Here is a 13,182-nt window from a genome sequence, read left to right on the forward strand (position 1 = left end):
GTATTATTGTATATATGACTAATTTTATAAATTAATTATTTATGTCTAACACGATAAAAATTAATATTTTTTATGCAATCACACGATTTGATCGGACAAAATAAATAGGGCGGATTGAAAAATGAAAATAAGAAATGCGCAGAAGCATGATGTTGATGCTTGTGTACCTTTAATTTATAGCGCAGCTGAGGCCTTATTTGATTACATCTATCAACATAAGCAGATCAGCGCGAAATGTTTTATTCATAATGAATTTTTGTCAGAGCATGGTTATAGCAGTTATAAGTTGCATTGGGTAGTCGAGCATCATGATAAGATAGTTGCGACAGTTGCCTGTTATGGCAAAAAGGATTTACTGGGTATGGATCAGGGGACTCTTAAGAATATCTGGGATACTTACAAGCTTGGATTTCCTCGTATTGTATCCAGAGCTTTACTAGCAGGTTCTGTAGTGACCAAACCGAGTGAATTGTGTCTGCATATTGCTAATTTTGGTGTTCATCCAGATTATCGAGGTCAGGGCATAGGCTCTTTATTGTTGCAACATCTGAAAGTATCCGCTCAGCAACAAGGCTATGTTGCATTATCTTTAGATGTATCACAGGAGAATCATCGAGGGCAGCAGCTTTATGAACGGATTGGTTTTAAGGTGATCAAGGAAACCATATTTAAAGGAGCGAGGAATTATTCGATTCCAAACGGTCGCCGTATGGAGTGGTTATTTTAAACAGCTAATAAAAATATTCAATTGATTGATAAAAAATGATTTTTAGCGGTATGCTAAATAGGAAGGTCATCAACACATCTGGTTATGCGAATTCAGTACATTTTTTTATTCTGTTTTTTAATAGGCCTTTCTACTGGGGTTTATGCGGATGACTATGATTTTTTTGTAGCGCCGAGTGAAGATACCGAACAGATGTTTGATGCTGCTTATCCTGAAATGAAAACAGCATATTCGGTTTTGCATAACCAATTTTTTCAAAATGAACGTTGGCGTGTCTATAATTATACGGCTTATCAAACCAATCAGTTTAACCATAAGATGTTAACCGGCGACACCACTAGCCTGTCACTGGATGATTTTTCGATTTCAGTCGGTTATGGCATGATGTATCAGTTGAACCAGACCAATCGAATTGGTTATGAATATCTTTCCAGCTTTCCCTTTGACCGAGGGCAATTGATTCGATTCTTCTGGTTAAGGATTTTTTAACTGACTTTTTGATATAAACCGGCTCTGACCATACCCGCTTTGGTTTCTTTTATTTTCTGCCAAGTAGGGGGTAGAATGAGCTGAGCTAAATCTCGATCTGCTTCCACATAAATAAAAGCATTGTTTTCGATCATTGGGTCAGCAAGTTCAGCTAACTCTTGCCATAAATCCAGACTATAGGGTGGATCAAGAAACACCACATCAAAACTTGAGTTTAATTTTTTTAAAGCTTGTTGTGCCGTTGCAACATGCAGTTGGCAATTTTCTGCTTTTAACAGTTGAATATTGTCTTTTAAGACTTTGGCCTGTATTGGATTCGGTTCAATCATCACGACTTTAGCAGCTCCACGAGAAAGTGCTTCAAATCCTAACGCACCTGAGCCACTGCACAAGTCTAAAACCTGTGCGTTTTGGATATCCCACATCAACCAATTGAATAGAGTTTCACGGACACGATCTGGTGTTGGACGTAAACCATCAATACTGGCAAAGGGTAAAGTACGGCGTTTCCAGTTACCACCGATGATACGTAATTGATTTTTCATTATTCAGTCACGCCATCTGTAGGTTGAGCAACTGTTGCTGGCGCAACAGGTGTAGAAGCTGGAGCGGATGAAGCGACGGGTGTAGACGTCGCTTGGCTGTTTTGTGTTGTTGTCGTTGCAATACTGCTGCTTGGTAGTTCACCAGGTTTAATCCCCGCAGTCATTAAGCCTCCACTGACTTGATGGCTAGCTGGACGAAGTGGATTCTTTTTACGTGTCACCAGCCAATAGTCAAAGATTGGACGTGCCAGTTGGGCAGCTGAACCGCCATGTTTACCATTTTCCCAAACCACGGCAATCGCAATTTCTGGATTGTCGGCAGGCGCAAAACCAACGAATAAGCCATGGTCCCATTGTCGAGATGAAAGCGCTGCTTCGTTATAACGTTTACCTTGAGCAATACTCTTGACTTGGGCTGTCCCTGTTTTACCTGCGATTGAATATTGCAAACCACCTTTAATGCCACGACCTGTACCGGATTGGATGACATCCACCATTGCATCATGCATGTTGATCCAATCTTGTTCTGTGCCATTGAAGTTAATTTTGCCATCAGGTGCGTTATGGACGCTAAATTTTTTGGCGCCTTTGGTTTCTCTGAGTACATGTGGTGTGACATGTGAACCTTTATTGGCGGTGATCGCAGTTGCCATGGCAAGTTGTAAAGGTGTAGAGGTAAATGCCCCTTGCCCGATACTGACTGAAATGGTTTCACCTTTGAGCCATTTGGATTTACGCGTTCGCATTTTCCATTCAGGGCTCGGGTAGAGACCTGTGCTTTCACTTGGTAAATCAACCCCAGTCTTTTCGCCAAAGCCAAATTGGCGCATCCAGTCATTCATTTTCTCAATGCCCATGCGATAGGACAGCACATAGAAATAGGTGTCGCAGGACACAATTTGTGCTTTATGCATGTTCACTGAACCATGACCCGTCTTTTTATGGTCACGGAAGCGGTGACTATCACCAGGCAATGAGAAATAACCTGGATCGGAAATTGCAGTGCTCCAATCGACAAGACCATAATGAATACCGCCCAAACCAAACATCGGTTTAATGGTGGAACCTGGTGGATACGCCCCCTGAACCGCACGGTTATAAAGTGGTTGATCAAGGTTGTCACGCAGGCCGCTATAGTCTTTAGAGCTAATTCCTGTCACGAAGAGGTTTGGATTAAAACTTGGGCTGGAGACCAGTGCGAGGATTTCACCTGTACGAGGATCCATCGCTACAATTGCACCACGACGATCTGCCAATTGTTTTGCGGCAATGGTTTGCAGACCGTAATCAAGCGATAAATACAGATCATTACCACGTGCTGGATTCTGGCGACCTAAATTACGTAGTACATTGCCGTGTGCATCGGCTTCGACAGATTCATAGCCAGGAATACCATGCAACAGGTCTTCATAGCTTTTTTCGACCCCAATTTTACCAATCAGGTTGGTACCCGCGTATAAATCCTTATCAATAGACTTGAGTTCTTTATCATTGATACGACCCACATAACCAATCACATGTGCAAACAATTCACCATGTGGATAGTAGCGGGTCATTTGGGTTTCAATTTTGACCCCCGGAAAGGCGTATTTCACTTCACTGAATTTGGCAATATCGGTTTCAGTCAAATTCAATTTGATCGCAAGGCGTTCGGTTTTACGTGCAGTTTTGACACGGCTTTTAAAGCGGTCAACATCATCTTGGGTCAAGCCCAGAATTGGAATGAGACGGGTAATGGTGTCATCAATATCGCTGACATCTGCACGACTCAGTGTTGCAGTAAAAACTGGATAGTTATCTGCCAAGAGCACGCCGTTACGATCGTAAATGTAGCCACGAGCAGGTGCTAAGGGCTGTAAGCGAATACGGTTCTTATCTGATGCCGTTGTAAAATCATCGTAATGAACGATCTGTAAATATGCATAACGACAGATCAATAAAAGTAGAAAAATCGCCACGACAAAGATTGCAAAAAAGATTCGACCCTTATAAATGCGCTTTTCTTGTTGCATATTTTTTAAAGGAAAGTGCTGTTTCATAGGGTGTCGACTTAATTACAAGATGGAGAGAATACAAAGGCTACGCATTTTAACGTAAGTTGCATGATCATACTGTAGAATTTTCAACAAATCATGCAAATGATGCTGCGACAGCTTTTGACTTTGCAGACATTAAAATTGTATGGTCTTGTATATTAGAAGCAAAATAATTCTGTTAAAGTCACAAACAGTTTGAAATAGGATTTTCCAATACACTCTTAGGGAAAATGGAGAAAATAATGAGAAAAATTTGCCTTTTATTATCGGTTTTAACACTTACTGGTTTTGCCCATGCTGACGAAAATCCGTTTAAGCCTGAGCCTAAATTAAAAGATGCAAACGTTTCAACATGGAATGTCGGTGCAGGTTTTACCAAGAAATTATTACATGCCAACCTTGAATGGGTAAATCCTTATGGGATTGCCTACGCCAAAGCGGGTGCATTTTTAAATGATGACAATGAACCCGGTGGGCAAGTTGGATTCCGTTACCCGTACTACTTAACCGGTACCGATAAAAATGGTTATTACCTTGGTGTCTATGCAGGACATTTAGATAGTAAGAACTATGGTGGTAAACAAAAGGGCAATTTGGGTGTCGGTGCCGATCTAGCTTATGTCTGGTTGAATAGTGAGCGTATCAGCACGTTCAGCGTAGGCGCAGGCGTACGCGAAAAAATAGAAGATGGGAATGGCAATACTGTGAAAAAATCAGAACCTGTCCTTCAGTTTTCTTATACCTTAAGTTTTGGTTTATAAGAGGAAATTAGCGTTCATCCTTTTATAGGCCATCATGTATCAATAATTCAGAGAGTCATGCATGTTTGATTACGTCAATGAATTGTGGCAGATTTTCCTAAATCGACCTGACCATCTGGCAGTCTTAAGTATCATCCCTGTGACCGCCTTTGTAACATGGGCACACGTATGGATGGCATTGAAAATGGTATTTTACCCAATCAACTTTTGGGGATTCCATTTAGGACCATTACCTGTAGGTTGGCAAGGGATTGTGCCACGTAAAGCTGGACGTATTTCAGGCATCATCACTGATAACACTTTATCTAAATTGGGTTCATTGCGAGAGTTTTTAGAAGCAATGGATCCAGAAGATATGGCGATGATCATCGGTGAGCAAGTCGGATTCGAGCTTGAGCATCTGATTGATGAAGTGATGATTGATCGTAATGCTGTACTTTGGGAAAACCTGCCTTATTCGATTAAGCGTCGTATCTATGCGCAAGCACATAAACAGTTACCAACGACACTTCGGGAACTTGTGACTGAGCTGACCATGAACGTTGAGTCACTGGTTGATATGCGTGAAATGGTGGTGAGCCAAATGGAAGGTGACCGCCGTTTGATGGTACGCATGTTTCTGAAAGTGGGTCAGAAAGAAATTAATTTTATTTGGCATATCAGTGCATTAATTGGGATGTTCTTTGGTATTTTCCAAATGATCGTGTGGTTTGTAGTGCCATGGCACTGGACGGTTCCATTTTGGGCTGCCATTTGGGGCTTTTTAACCAACTGGATTGCGATTTGGATGGTATTTAATCCGATTGAGCCGCATTATATTCGTTATCCGCAGATTTTCCGTCTGACCAAAGACCGTAAATTCCCTTGGATTGTGCCTGTTTTGAAGATTGGTACTTACAACGTTCAAGGTGCCTTTATGAAGCGTCAGGAAGAGGTTTCCGATGTATTTGCCAGTGTGGTGACTGAAGATTTAATTACCTTAAAGTCCATCATGACTGAAATGATGTATGGCAGTAAAAAAGACAAAACCCGTCGTATTGTCAAGCGTCATATCAATGAAATCATGGAAACTCCACTGGTCAGAACCTCATTGCAGCTTTCATTAGGGCCAAGAGAATATGCTAGACTCAAGACCGACTTGATTGATCGCTCAATTGAAATTACCATGGGACCAGTATGTGACCCAGCTTTGAATGCAAGTCGCGCGCAGAAGATCTTTCAAATGTTTAGAGACCGCATCCGTGAACTAACACCGAAAGAGTTCCAAAACTTATTGCGTCCTGCGTTCCAAGAAGATGAGTGGATCTTAATTGTACTCGGTGGGGTGACTGGTTTCTTTGCTGGTTTAATTCACTTATTTGTTGCTTTCTTATAATTAATTTGATGTTGGTTGAGTGATAAGTCTGTATGATATTGCTCAATTTAAGATTTATTGTTTTTAAATGAGGATGTTCTTTTATGCGCATTATTTTACTCGGACCACCTGGGGCAGGCAAAGGTACTCAAGCTCAGTTGATCTGTAAGCGCTACAATATCCCACAAATTTCAACCGGTGATATGCTCCGTGCTGCAATTCGTGAAGGTACTGAACTTGGCTTAAAAGCGAAAAGCGTCATGGAATCAGGCGGTTTAGTATCTGATGAACTGATTATTGGCTTGGTTAAAGAACGTATTGCTCAGCCTGACTGTGAAAATGGTTGTATCTTTGACGGTTTCCCACGCACAATTCCACAAGCTGAAGCATTAGAAACAGCTGGAATTAGCATTGATCACGTGATTGAGATTGCTGTACCTGACGAAGAAATCGTGCAACGTCTTTCTGGTCGTCGTCAGCACCCTGCATCGGGTCGTGTTTATCACATCGTTTATAATCCACCAAAAGTGGAAGGTAAAGATGATGAAACTGGTGAAGAACTGGTTCAACGTCCAGATGACCAAGAAGAAACGATTCGTAAGCGTCTTGGGTCTTACCATAGCGAAACTGAGCAATTGGTTGGTTTCTATCAAGGTCGTGCTGCTTCTGGTGAAAATGCGCCAACTTATGACAAGCTAGATGGTTTACGTGCAATCGAAAACGTTCAAGCTGATTTATTTGCAATCTTAGATAAATAATTTAAGTTGCCGATTTTAAAAGAGCTCTGAATACAGAGCTCTTTTTATTTGGAGAAAGCTCATGCTAAAAGTTGTTTTGATTTTAGTGGTCATTTTCAGCATCGTTTTACTGTTATTTCTTTTGTACCAAAGTCAGAAAATGCTGCGTCATGTGCAACAGCAACAAGCCTTGGAAAATAGAAAAAATGGCAAAGCTCGCCAATTACATCCAAAACTGCAACAGCAAAAAAAACCTCAGGATTAACTGAGGTTTTTTATTGCGATTGGTTTACTTGCACCAAACTCAAACCGATCTGGCCAGTTACATACATCTGCAACGATACATTCACCACATTTCGGTTTACGTGCAATACAACAATAACGCCCATGTAAGATCAGCCAGTGATGGGCATCAATAATAAATTCTTTCGGAATCACTTTAATCAAGCGATCTTCCACTTCTAACACGTTTTTTCCAACAGCTAAGCCTGTACGGTTACCGACACGAAAAATATGTGTATCGACTGCCATGGTCGGTTGACCAAAGGCAGTATTCAGCACCACATTCGCCGTTTTACGCCCTACACCAGGTAGTGCCTCTAGCTCTTTGCGTGTTTCTGGAATTTGCCCTTGATATTGGTCCACCAGAATCCGGCAGGTTTTAATCACGTTTTCAGCTTTAGAATTATATAAGCCAATGGTCTTGATATATGATTTTAAACCATCAATTCCAAGGTCTAAAATGGCTTGAGCGGTATTGGCAACAGGATAGAGTTTATCCGTGGCTTTATTCACACTGACATCTGTTGCTTGAGCAGACAGCAATACTGCAATCAGGAGCTCAAAAGGAGAAGAGTAGTTCAACTCAGTCTGTGGGTTCGGTCTTTGTTCACGCAAACGTTCAAAAAAAGTCTGAATCTGCTTTTTAGTCATATTTTTTACGGACATTTAGACCTCCTGCAATTCAGTTAAACGTTGTTGTAAGGCAAGCAATTGGGCTTGCTTTGATTCGTCAGCACGAACACTGAGTTGTTTTTCGAGTTTTTTAATTTGGGTACGTACTTTTGCAAGTTCGATTGTTGTTTTTGCATCGAGCGTTGGATTCTCTTTCGGCTTATCCGCTAAGGTTATCACCGGCACATTATGAAGTGTCTGAGAAAATTGGGCGAAAAATTCCACATCAATTTCAGCGCGAACAATCGGCCCTTTACGGCTCAAGCGACGTTTTTCTTCACGTTGAATATGGGCGTAATAACGATGTCTTAAATCATCCTGTTCAGCGGTACGTTGTGCTGTGGTGGGTAAAGGTTGGGTATCTTCAACTAGATCAATACAATCGACAGGACAAGGTGGAATACATAACTCACAACCGGTACACAAGTCAGTCAAAATGCTATGCATTAATTTGCCACTGCCAATAATCGCATCGACGGGGCAGGCGCTAATACATTTGGTACAGCCAATACATTCATCTTCACGAATCACCGCTTTGATCCGTTGCGGTCGACCGTCGAGTTGAATCTCCCAAACACTGCTTTCGGCAGTCAGTTGTGGTCGATCTAATAAAGCTGCCAATGCATCGGCAACAGGTTGTCCACCAGGCACACATTTATTTGCTTCTTCACCTTCTGCAATGGATTTTGCATAAGGTAAGCAGCCGTCACGATGCCCGCATAAACCACATTGTGTCTGTGGTAACAGTTGGTCGATTTGGACAATAAGCGCGTGTTGTGCAGTTGGGGACATGTATCGAGAGTGAAGCAAAAAACAGGGAGCTTAGTATAGCAAATAAAGCTTTAACACGGCGAAGCAATCTAAAAAGATGTCAATTACTTGGGTGTTTTAATGCTTAAAAATGGTGCTAATGATGAAATTTTTTAGTGCATTTTTGTCTATAAATTAGACTGCTACTCTTCTTTGCAATGAAGTTCTGCGATTCATTGGTATGCTTTTACTTGTATTTATTATATAAATAACGAACATTTTTTGATTTAAGATTATGATTTTAATTGATAAAAAGAGTTAAGCATAAAAATAATATTGTGATGAAATAGTAATCTGTATTTAATAGATGCAAAATTCTATTTTGGTGCATTTTTCGCACCAAGATAAACCATAGACTCGGGGGTGAATGTTGAAATACGATAGCTTAAATGACTTTCTGGATTATGTTAAAGCTAGAGATCCATATCAACCTGAATTTTTGCAAGCGGTCGAAGAAGTGATGACCAGCTTGTGGCCATTCATTGAGAAAAATCCGAAATATGCTCAATATGGCTTGCTAGAAAGACTGGTTGAACCTGAGCGCGCTATTCAGTTCCGTGTCTCATGGATGGATGATCAGGGGCAAACCCATGTCAATCGTGGTTTCCGTGTTCAATACAATTCAGCGATTGGCCCCTATAAAGGGGGAATGCGTTTCCATCCTTCTGTGAATTTGTCCATTTTAAAGTTTTTAGGCTTTGAACAAACCTTTAAAAACTCGTTAACGACTTTACCGATGGGTGGAGGCAAAGGCGGTTCAGATTTTGATCCTAAAGGTAAATCTGAAGCAGAAATTATGCGCTTCTGCCAAGCCTTAATGCTTGAGCTATATCGTCATCTTGGCTCGAATACAGATATCCCAGCAGGAGATATCGGAGTTGGTGGCCGTGAAGTGGGCTATATGACAGGCATGATGAAGAAGTTAAGTAACGACACTTCATGTGTATTTACGGGGAAGGGGATTTCTTTTGGCGGTTCATTAGCTCGTCCTGAAGCGACAGGCTATGGTACGGTATATTTTGCAGAAGAAATGCTGAAAACCCGTGGCGATAGCTTTGCCAATAAAACCGTATCGATTTCAGGTTCGGGTAATGTTGCACAATATGCAGCAGAAAAGGCCATGTTCTTAGGCGCTAAAGTCGTGACTTTGTCAGATTCAAATGGTACGGTTTATTTAAAGAATGGTTTTAGCAAAGCCTTGCTTGGTGAAGTGATGGAACTGAAAAACATCAAGCGTGGTCGTATGTCAGAATTTGCATCAAAGCATGGTTTTGAATATTTTGAAGGTCAAACGCCATGGCACATTCCTGTGGATATCGCATTACCTTGCGCAACCCAAAATGAGCTCAATGCTGAAGATGCAGTAACGTTATTATCAAATGGTGTGATTTGCGTAGCTGAAGGCGCGAATATGCCATCCACGCTTGACGCTGTTGAAAAATTTATTGCAGCAAAAATTCTGTATGCGCCAGGTAAAGCATCGAATGCAGGTGGAGTAGCAACCTCTGGTCTGGAAATGTCGCAGAATGCCAATCGCTTGGGTTGGTCTTTTGAACAGGTGGATGAACGCTTACATGCGATTATGAAAGAGATTCATCGTAACTGTGTTAAATACGGTACTCAGGAAGATGGTACGATCAATTATGTTGATGGAGCGAATATTGCGGGTTTTGTAAAAGTTGCCGATGCCATTCTCGCGCAGGGTATTTATTAAAAATCTCCCTCAATCCCTCTGTATTAAAGAGGGGTTGCCATAAAAAAATCCGATGTCAAAGCATCGGATTTTTTTATTTCTAAATGAAATTATGGTTTTTTCACAATCTCTTGCTCAACAACCATATCGAGTACGTCTGCAATGCTTGATTGGTCAGCAGCAGGGTTTTTAATGTCAAAACGTTTAACACGTACAATCACACGTTGTTGTGGGTTGTGCTCAAAACCTTCGATTTGACCATAGTACAATGACCAGTTTTTATCTGCGTAAGTTTTTAAGCCTTTGTCATCGTATTTGATTTCACGAACTTGCATACAGGTTTGTGGTGCAACACCTGTGCATGATTTAGTTTCTGGTGAAATTTCTAAGAAAACAGTTTTACCTTCAGACTGGTATTTTGCTTCAGGTGTCATTTTACCAACGAAAGTATATTTTTGACCTTTGGCATCAGCAAGTACTAAAGTCGGTTGCTCTAGGTTGGTTGCATTCACTTCAAACGCGATTTGACGTTTTTGTAGAAGCTCACCTGCAAACTGTTCTTGTTTCATTAAGGCTGGTTCACATGCCATTAATGTTGATGCACCATCACCCGTTACGATTAAGCCATTTTCGACTTTCCATGATGTATTTAAACGGTTACAACCAGTATCTACAGATAAACGATCATTGGCTAAGAAGCTTAATACGATTGGACGCTTAGTATCAGCAGGTTGATATGACCAAGTGTAGTTGGTTAACACGTTGCTATTTGTCACTTTTGCACCTGTAAATACATGTTTTTGACCTTTGCTATCCGTCACAGTCAAGATGGCTTGGCCATTCACTGTGCTGACTTCAAATGGTACTTTTTTCTCGCTGAAGATGTCAGCAGATAAGCGTTCTTGCTGCATTAAATCATCAGCACAAGCCATCATGGTCGATACAAGTGGAGAGGTAACAATCTTGTTGCCTTCAACAGCCCAAGTACCGCCTTGGTTGTTACAGCCGGTTTGGATTGCAAGTTTTTGGTCGCTATTAAAAGATAAAACGAGTGGCTTAGATGCCTTAGAACCTTGGTAAGTCCAATTATATTCAGTTAAGTTTTTTGCAGCAGTTGTATTAATTTGAGAAATTACATTATCAGTCACATTTTGCACAGTTTGGCACGCCATTAAAGAAAGCGGAAGTAATGCAAGAACTAAATATTTGATTTTCATATTCAAAACAACGATAAGTAAATAACAGACATAAGCTTAAAGTATTCTTAAAAAGAGAACATGGTATCCGTTTAGGAGTTAAGTTCGTTAAATGTTTCTATTTGTAAAATTTTGGAAAATATAGAAGATTTATAGGCTTGCCATGATTTGGTTCAAGCCTATTTTGAAATTATGTGATGTAGTTGGTTATTTAGTCAAAGCGATAAATATCCATACCCAACGATCCCATCGAGAAGCTGCTATGCACGATATTGAAACGATGACCTGTACCCATCGCAAAGAATAGTGGTGCAAGGTGCTCAAGGCTCGGGTGATTACGCTCAATATAAGGCAAAGATGGCCAATCTAATACTGCATCGTAATCTTGATGACTGAGTTTACTGACCACTGTATTGCGGAAAGTACTGGCCCATGCGGGTACATTGGCATCAGCATGCCATGACAACTCAGCCAGATTGTGAGTGATACTGCCTGAACCGATCAACAGAATTTGTTGCTCTCGTAACGGTGAGAGTACTTCTCCAATACGGTAAATGTCATCAGCACTCATATAAAGGGGAAGTGAAATCTCAATCACAGGGATATCTGCATCTGGATACATGTGTAAAAGCGGCATCCAGACGCCATGATCGCGTGGACGGGTACTATTGGCATGTGCAGAAATACCTGCTGTTGCAAAGCGCGAGAGGATTTCTTCTGCCAGTTTTGGTGCGCCAGCCGCAGGGTAACGAATGTCATATAGTTCAGGTGGAAAGCCACGGAAGTCATGCCACGTTTCTGGACGTGTTGAAGTGTTGACTTCTAAGGCTTGGCTTTCCCAGTGCGCTGACATCACCACAATGGCCTGTGGTTTCGGCAAGTTACTGCCTAGACGGAGCAGTGCAGGACCCACTTGCTCTGGATCAAGTGCCAGCATGGGTGAACCATGAGAAATAAATAATCCGGGTAAAGTTTGCAGATCCATAAATAAACACCTGAAAGGGAATACACCATTATCCTGACAAATTCAGTACCGCAGTGACAGCCCTTAAATTTCAACATGTTGTTCTAAAATTAGAACAGTTTTAAGCGCGATGGTACGGGTGGTTATGATTAATACTCATGGCACGATAAAGTTGCTCAATTAGCAGAATACGTACCATTGGGTGCGGCATGGTCAGTTTTGACAATGACCAATGCCAAGCAGCAGCTTTGCGAACAGCATCGGAATGTCCATCCGGACCACCAATTGCAATCGCAATATCATTGCCTTCAAGCATCCACTGTTTCATCGTATCAGCTAATTTTTCCGTACTCAGCTCACGTCCATTTACTTCTAAAGCAATCAATGTTTCATTGGATTTGAGTGCATTTAGAATACTTTCACCTTCAATTTGACAGTATTTCAAAATATCTGCCTCAGAGTCATTTTTGCCGCGCTTTGCCATTGGGAGCTCAATCACCTGAGTTTGTACAAAGGGCTGAATACGTTTGAAATAGTCTTCAAATCCAGTGAGCACCCAAGCAGGCATTTTTTGACCAATGGTGAGAATGCGGATTTTCATAGGCGTGTGTGCTTGAGGAAATGAGCCCTATTATAAACGCTGTTCTTTGATACATGCAGGTAAGTATGGTTTATCTAGTCATAAAAAATACAACAAGCTGTTGTAGCGTAGTCATAAAAAACGCAGCTCAAAACGCGTATGAGCTGCGATCAAAGTGCCATCCGTCTGGAGTTCGGATGGCGCTAAAATGAGTTCATGAGTCAAATTTAGCCTTTGTTTTTATCGACTCTATTTTATTATGCCGCATGTTGGTTATTTTTCAACCGTATTATGTAACAAAAAAAGAGAGCCGAAGCTCTCTTTTATTTCCAATCA

The 13,182-nt window shown here is 41.1% G+C and carries 14 protein-coding genes; 7 read left to right on the plus strand and 7 right to left on the minus strand.

The window, feature by feature from the left end:
* Nucleotides 1–121 precede the first annotated feature (121 nt).
* Entirely contained in the window at nt 122–727 is a 606-nt protein-coding gene (locus tag A7P55_RS18845; protein WP_171553354.1) for an N-acetyltransferase, read from the plus strand.
* Between the two features lie 84 nt (nt 728–811).
* Nucleotides 812–1,216: a hypothetical protein gene (locus A7P55_RS18850; protein WP_171553355.1), complete on the plus strand. Its 405-nt coding sequence runs from the start codon at nt 812–814 to the stop codon at nt 1,214–1,216.
* Here A7P55_RS18850 and rsmD read toward each other — a convergent pair.
* On the minus strand, nt 1,213–1,761 hold the full coding sequence (gene rsmD, locus A7P55_RS18855; protein ID WP_171553356.1) for a 16S rRNA (guanine(966)-N(2))-methyltransferase RsmD: 549 nt from the start codon (nt 1,759–1,761) through the stop codon (nt 1,213–1,215). The two genes, A7P55_RS18850 and rsmD, sit on opposite strands and share 4 nt — an antisense overlap.
* The gene (mrdA, locus tag A7P55_RS18860; RefSeq protein ID WP_171553357.1) at nt 1,761–3,800 is read right to left on the minus strand and encodes a penicillin-binding protein 2; all 2,040 of its coding nucleotides are present in this window, start codon (nt 3,798–3,800) and stop codon (nt 1,761–1,763) included. The genes rsmD and mrdA overlap by 1 nt, the downstream gene beginning before the upstream one ends.
* A 239-nt stretch (nt 3,801–4,039) precedes the next feature.
* Between mrdA and A7P55_RS18865 the strand changes: the two genes are divergently transcribed.
* The 4 genes from A7P55_RS18865 (at nt 4,040) to A7P55_RS18880 (ending at nt 6,914) form a co-directional block, all read left to right on the plus strand.
* Complete coding sequence (locus A7P55_RS18865) at nt 4,040–4,558, plus strand: hypothetical protein (protein WP_004652139.1); 519 nt, start codon at nt 4,040–4,042, stop codon at nt 4,556–4,558.
* 61 nt (nt 4,559–4,619) lie between these two features.
* On the plus strand, nt 4,620–5,933 hold the full coding sequence (locus A7P55_RS18870; protein ID WP_004801253.1) for a hypothetical protein: 1,314 nt from the start codon (nt 4,620–4,622) through the stop codon (nt 5,931–5,933).
* Nucleotides 5,934–6,016: 83 nt separating this feature from the next.
* Entirely contained in the window at nt 6,017–6,670 is a 654-nt protein-coding gene (gene adk, locus A7P55_RS18875; RefSeq protein WP_171553358.1) for an adenylate kinase, read from the plus strand.
* Between the two features lie 61 nt (nt 6,671–6,731).
* Nucleotides 6,732–6,914: a hypothetical protein gene (locus A7P55_RS18880; RefSeq protein WP_004801249.1), complete on the plus strand. Its 183-nt coding sequence runs from the start codon at nt 6,732–6,734 to the stop codon at nt 6,912–6,914.
* On the opposite strand, the gene nth is transcribed toward A7P55_RS18880, so the two are convergent.
* Together nth and A7P55_RS18890 are read right to left on the minus strand one after the other, a co-directional pair.
* Nucleotides 6,911–7,597 carry an endonuclease III gene (nth, locus tag A7P55_RS18885; RefSeq protein WP_216078113.1) on the minus strand — a complete coding sequence of 229 codons (687 nt, stop codon included), beginning with the start codon at nt 7,595–7,597 and terminating at the stop codon, nt 6,911–6,913. The two genes, A7P55_RS18880 and nth, sit on opposite strands and share 4 nt — an antisense overlap.
* The gene (locus tag A7P55_RS18890; RefSeq protein WP_289847053.1) at nt 7,598–8,413 is read right to left on the minus strand and encodes an RnfABCDGE type electron transport complex subunit B; all 816 of its coding nucleotides are present in this window, start codon (nt 8,411–8,413) and stop codon (nt 7,598–7,600) included.
* A gap of 367 nt (nt 8,414–8,780) precedes the next feature.
* Between A7P55_RS18890 and gdhA the strand changes: the two genes are divergently transcribed.
* Nucleotides 8,781–10,127: an NADP-specific glutamate dehydrogenase gene (gdhA, locus tag A7P55_RS18895; protein ID WP_171553360.1), complete on the plus strand. Its 1,347-nt coding sequence runs from the start codon at nt 8,781–8,783 to the stop codon at nt 10,125–10,127.
* A gap of 89 nt (nt 10,128–10,216) precedes the next feature.
* Here gdhA and A7P55_RS18900 read toward each other — a convergent pair whose 3' ends face one another.
* The 3 genes from A7P55_RS18900 to rlmH all read right to left on the minus strand — a co-directional run bounded on the left by A7P55_RS18900 (nt 10,217) and on the right by rlmH (nt 12,867).
* Complete coding sequence (locus A7P55_RS18900; RefSeq protein WP_171553361.1) at nt 10,217–11,323, minus strand: META and DUF4377 domain-containing protein; 1,107 nt, start codon at nt 11,321–11,323, stop codon at nt 10,217–10,219.
* 190 nt (nt 11,324–11,513) lie between these two features.
* On the minus strand, nt 11,514–12,287 hold the full coding sequence (locus A7P55_RS18905; protein WP_171553362.1) for a class III extradiol ring-cleavage dioxygenase: 774 nt from the start codon (nt 12,285–12,287) through the stop codon (nt 11,514–11,516).
* A 100-nt stretch (nt 12,288–12,387) separates the two neighbouring features.
* Nucleotides 12,388–12,867, minus strand: a complete 480-nt coding sequence (rlmH, locus tag A7P55_RS18910) for a 23S rRNA (pseudouridine(1915)-N(3))-methyltransferase RlmH (protein ID WP_004801239.1) — start codon at nt 12,865–12,867, stop codon at nt 12,388–12,390.
* Between the last annotated feature and the right edge of the window lie 315 nt (nt 12,868–13,182).

It is taken from the genome of Acinetobacter sp. Ac_5812, assembly GCF_013072695.1.
Taxonomy (GTDB): domain Bacteria; phylum Pseudomonadota; class Gammaproteobacteria; order Pseudomonadales; family Moraxellaceae; genus Acinetobacter.

Excerpts from the sequence above, each read along its gene's own strand:
- A7P55_RS18900 (WP_171553361.1), bottom strand. The coding sequence starts at position 11,323 with ATGAAAATCAAATATTTAGTTCTTGCATTACTTCCGCTTTCTTTAATG.
- gdhA (WP_171553360.1), top strand. The coding sequence starts at position 8,781 with ATGTTGAAATACGATAGCTTAAATGACTTTCTGGATTATGTTAAAGCT.
- mrdA (WP_171553357.1), bottom strand. The coding sequence starts at position 3,800 with ATGAAACAGCACTTTCCTTTAAAAAATATGCAACAAGAAAAGCGCATT.
- A7P55_RS18870 (WP_004801253.1), top strand. The coding sequence starts at position 4,620 with ATGTTTGATTACGTCAATGAATTGTGGCAGATTTTCCTAAATCGACCT.
- A7P55_RS18880 (WP_004801249.1), top strand. The coding sequence starts at position 6,732 with ATGCTAAAAGTTGTTTTGATTTTAGTGGTCATTTTCAGCATCGTTTTA.
- A7P55_RS18865 (WP_004652139.1), top strand. The coding sequence starts at position 4,040 with ATGAGAAAAATTTGCCTTTTATTATCGGTTTTAACACTTACTGGTTTT.
- A7P55_RS18850 (WP_171553355.1), top strand. The coding sequence starts at position 812 with ATGCGAATTCAGTACATTTTTTTATTCTGTTTTTTAATAGGCCTTTCT.
- A7P55_RS18905 (WP_171553362.1), bottom strand. The coding sequence starts at position 12,287 with ATGGATCTGCAAACTTTACCCGGATTATTTATTTCTCATGGTTCACCC.
- A7P55_RS18845 (WP_171553354.1), top strand. The coding sequence starts at position 122 with ATGAAAATAAGAAATGCGCAGAAGCATGATGTTGATGCTTGTGTACCT.
- rlmH (WP_004801239.1), bottom strand. The coding sequence starts at position 12,867 with ATGAAAATCCGCATTCTCACCATTGGTCAAAAAATGCCTGCTTGGGTG.
- rsmD (WP_171553356.1), bottom strand. The coding sequence starts at position 1,761 with ATGAAAAATCAATTACGTATCATCGGTGGTAACTGGAAACGCCGTACT.
- nth (WP_216078113.1), bottom strand. The coding sequence starts at position 7,597 with ATGTCCGTAAAAAATATGACTAAAAAGCAGATTCAGACTTTTTTTGAA.
- adk (WP_171553358.1), top strand. The coding sequence starts at position 6,017 with ATGCGCATTATTTTACTCGGACCACCTGGGGCAGGCAAAGGTACTCAA.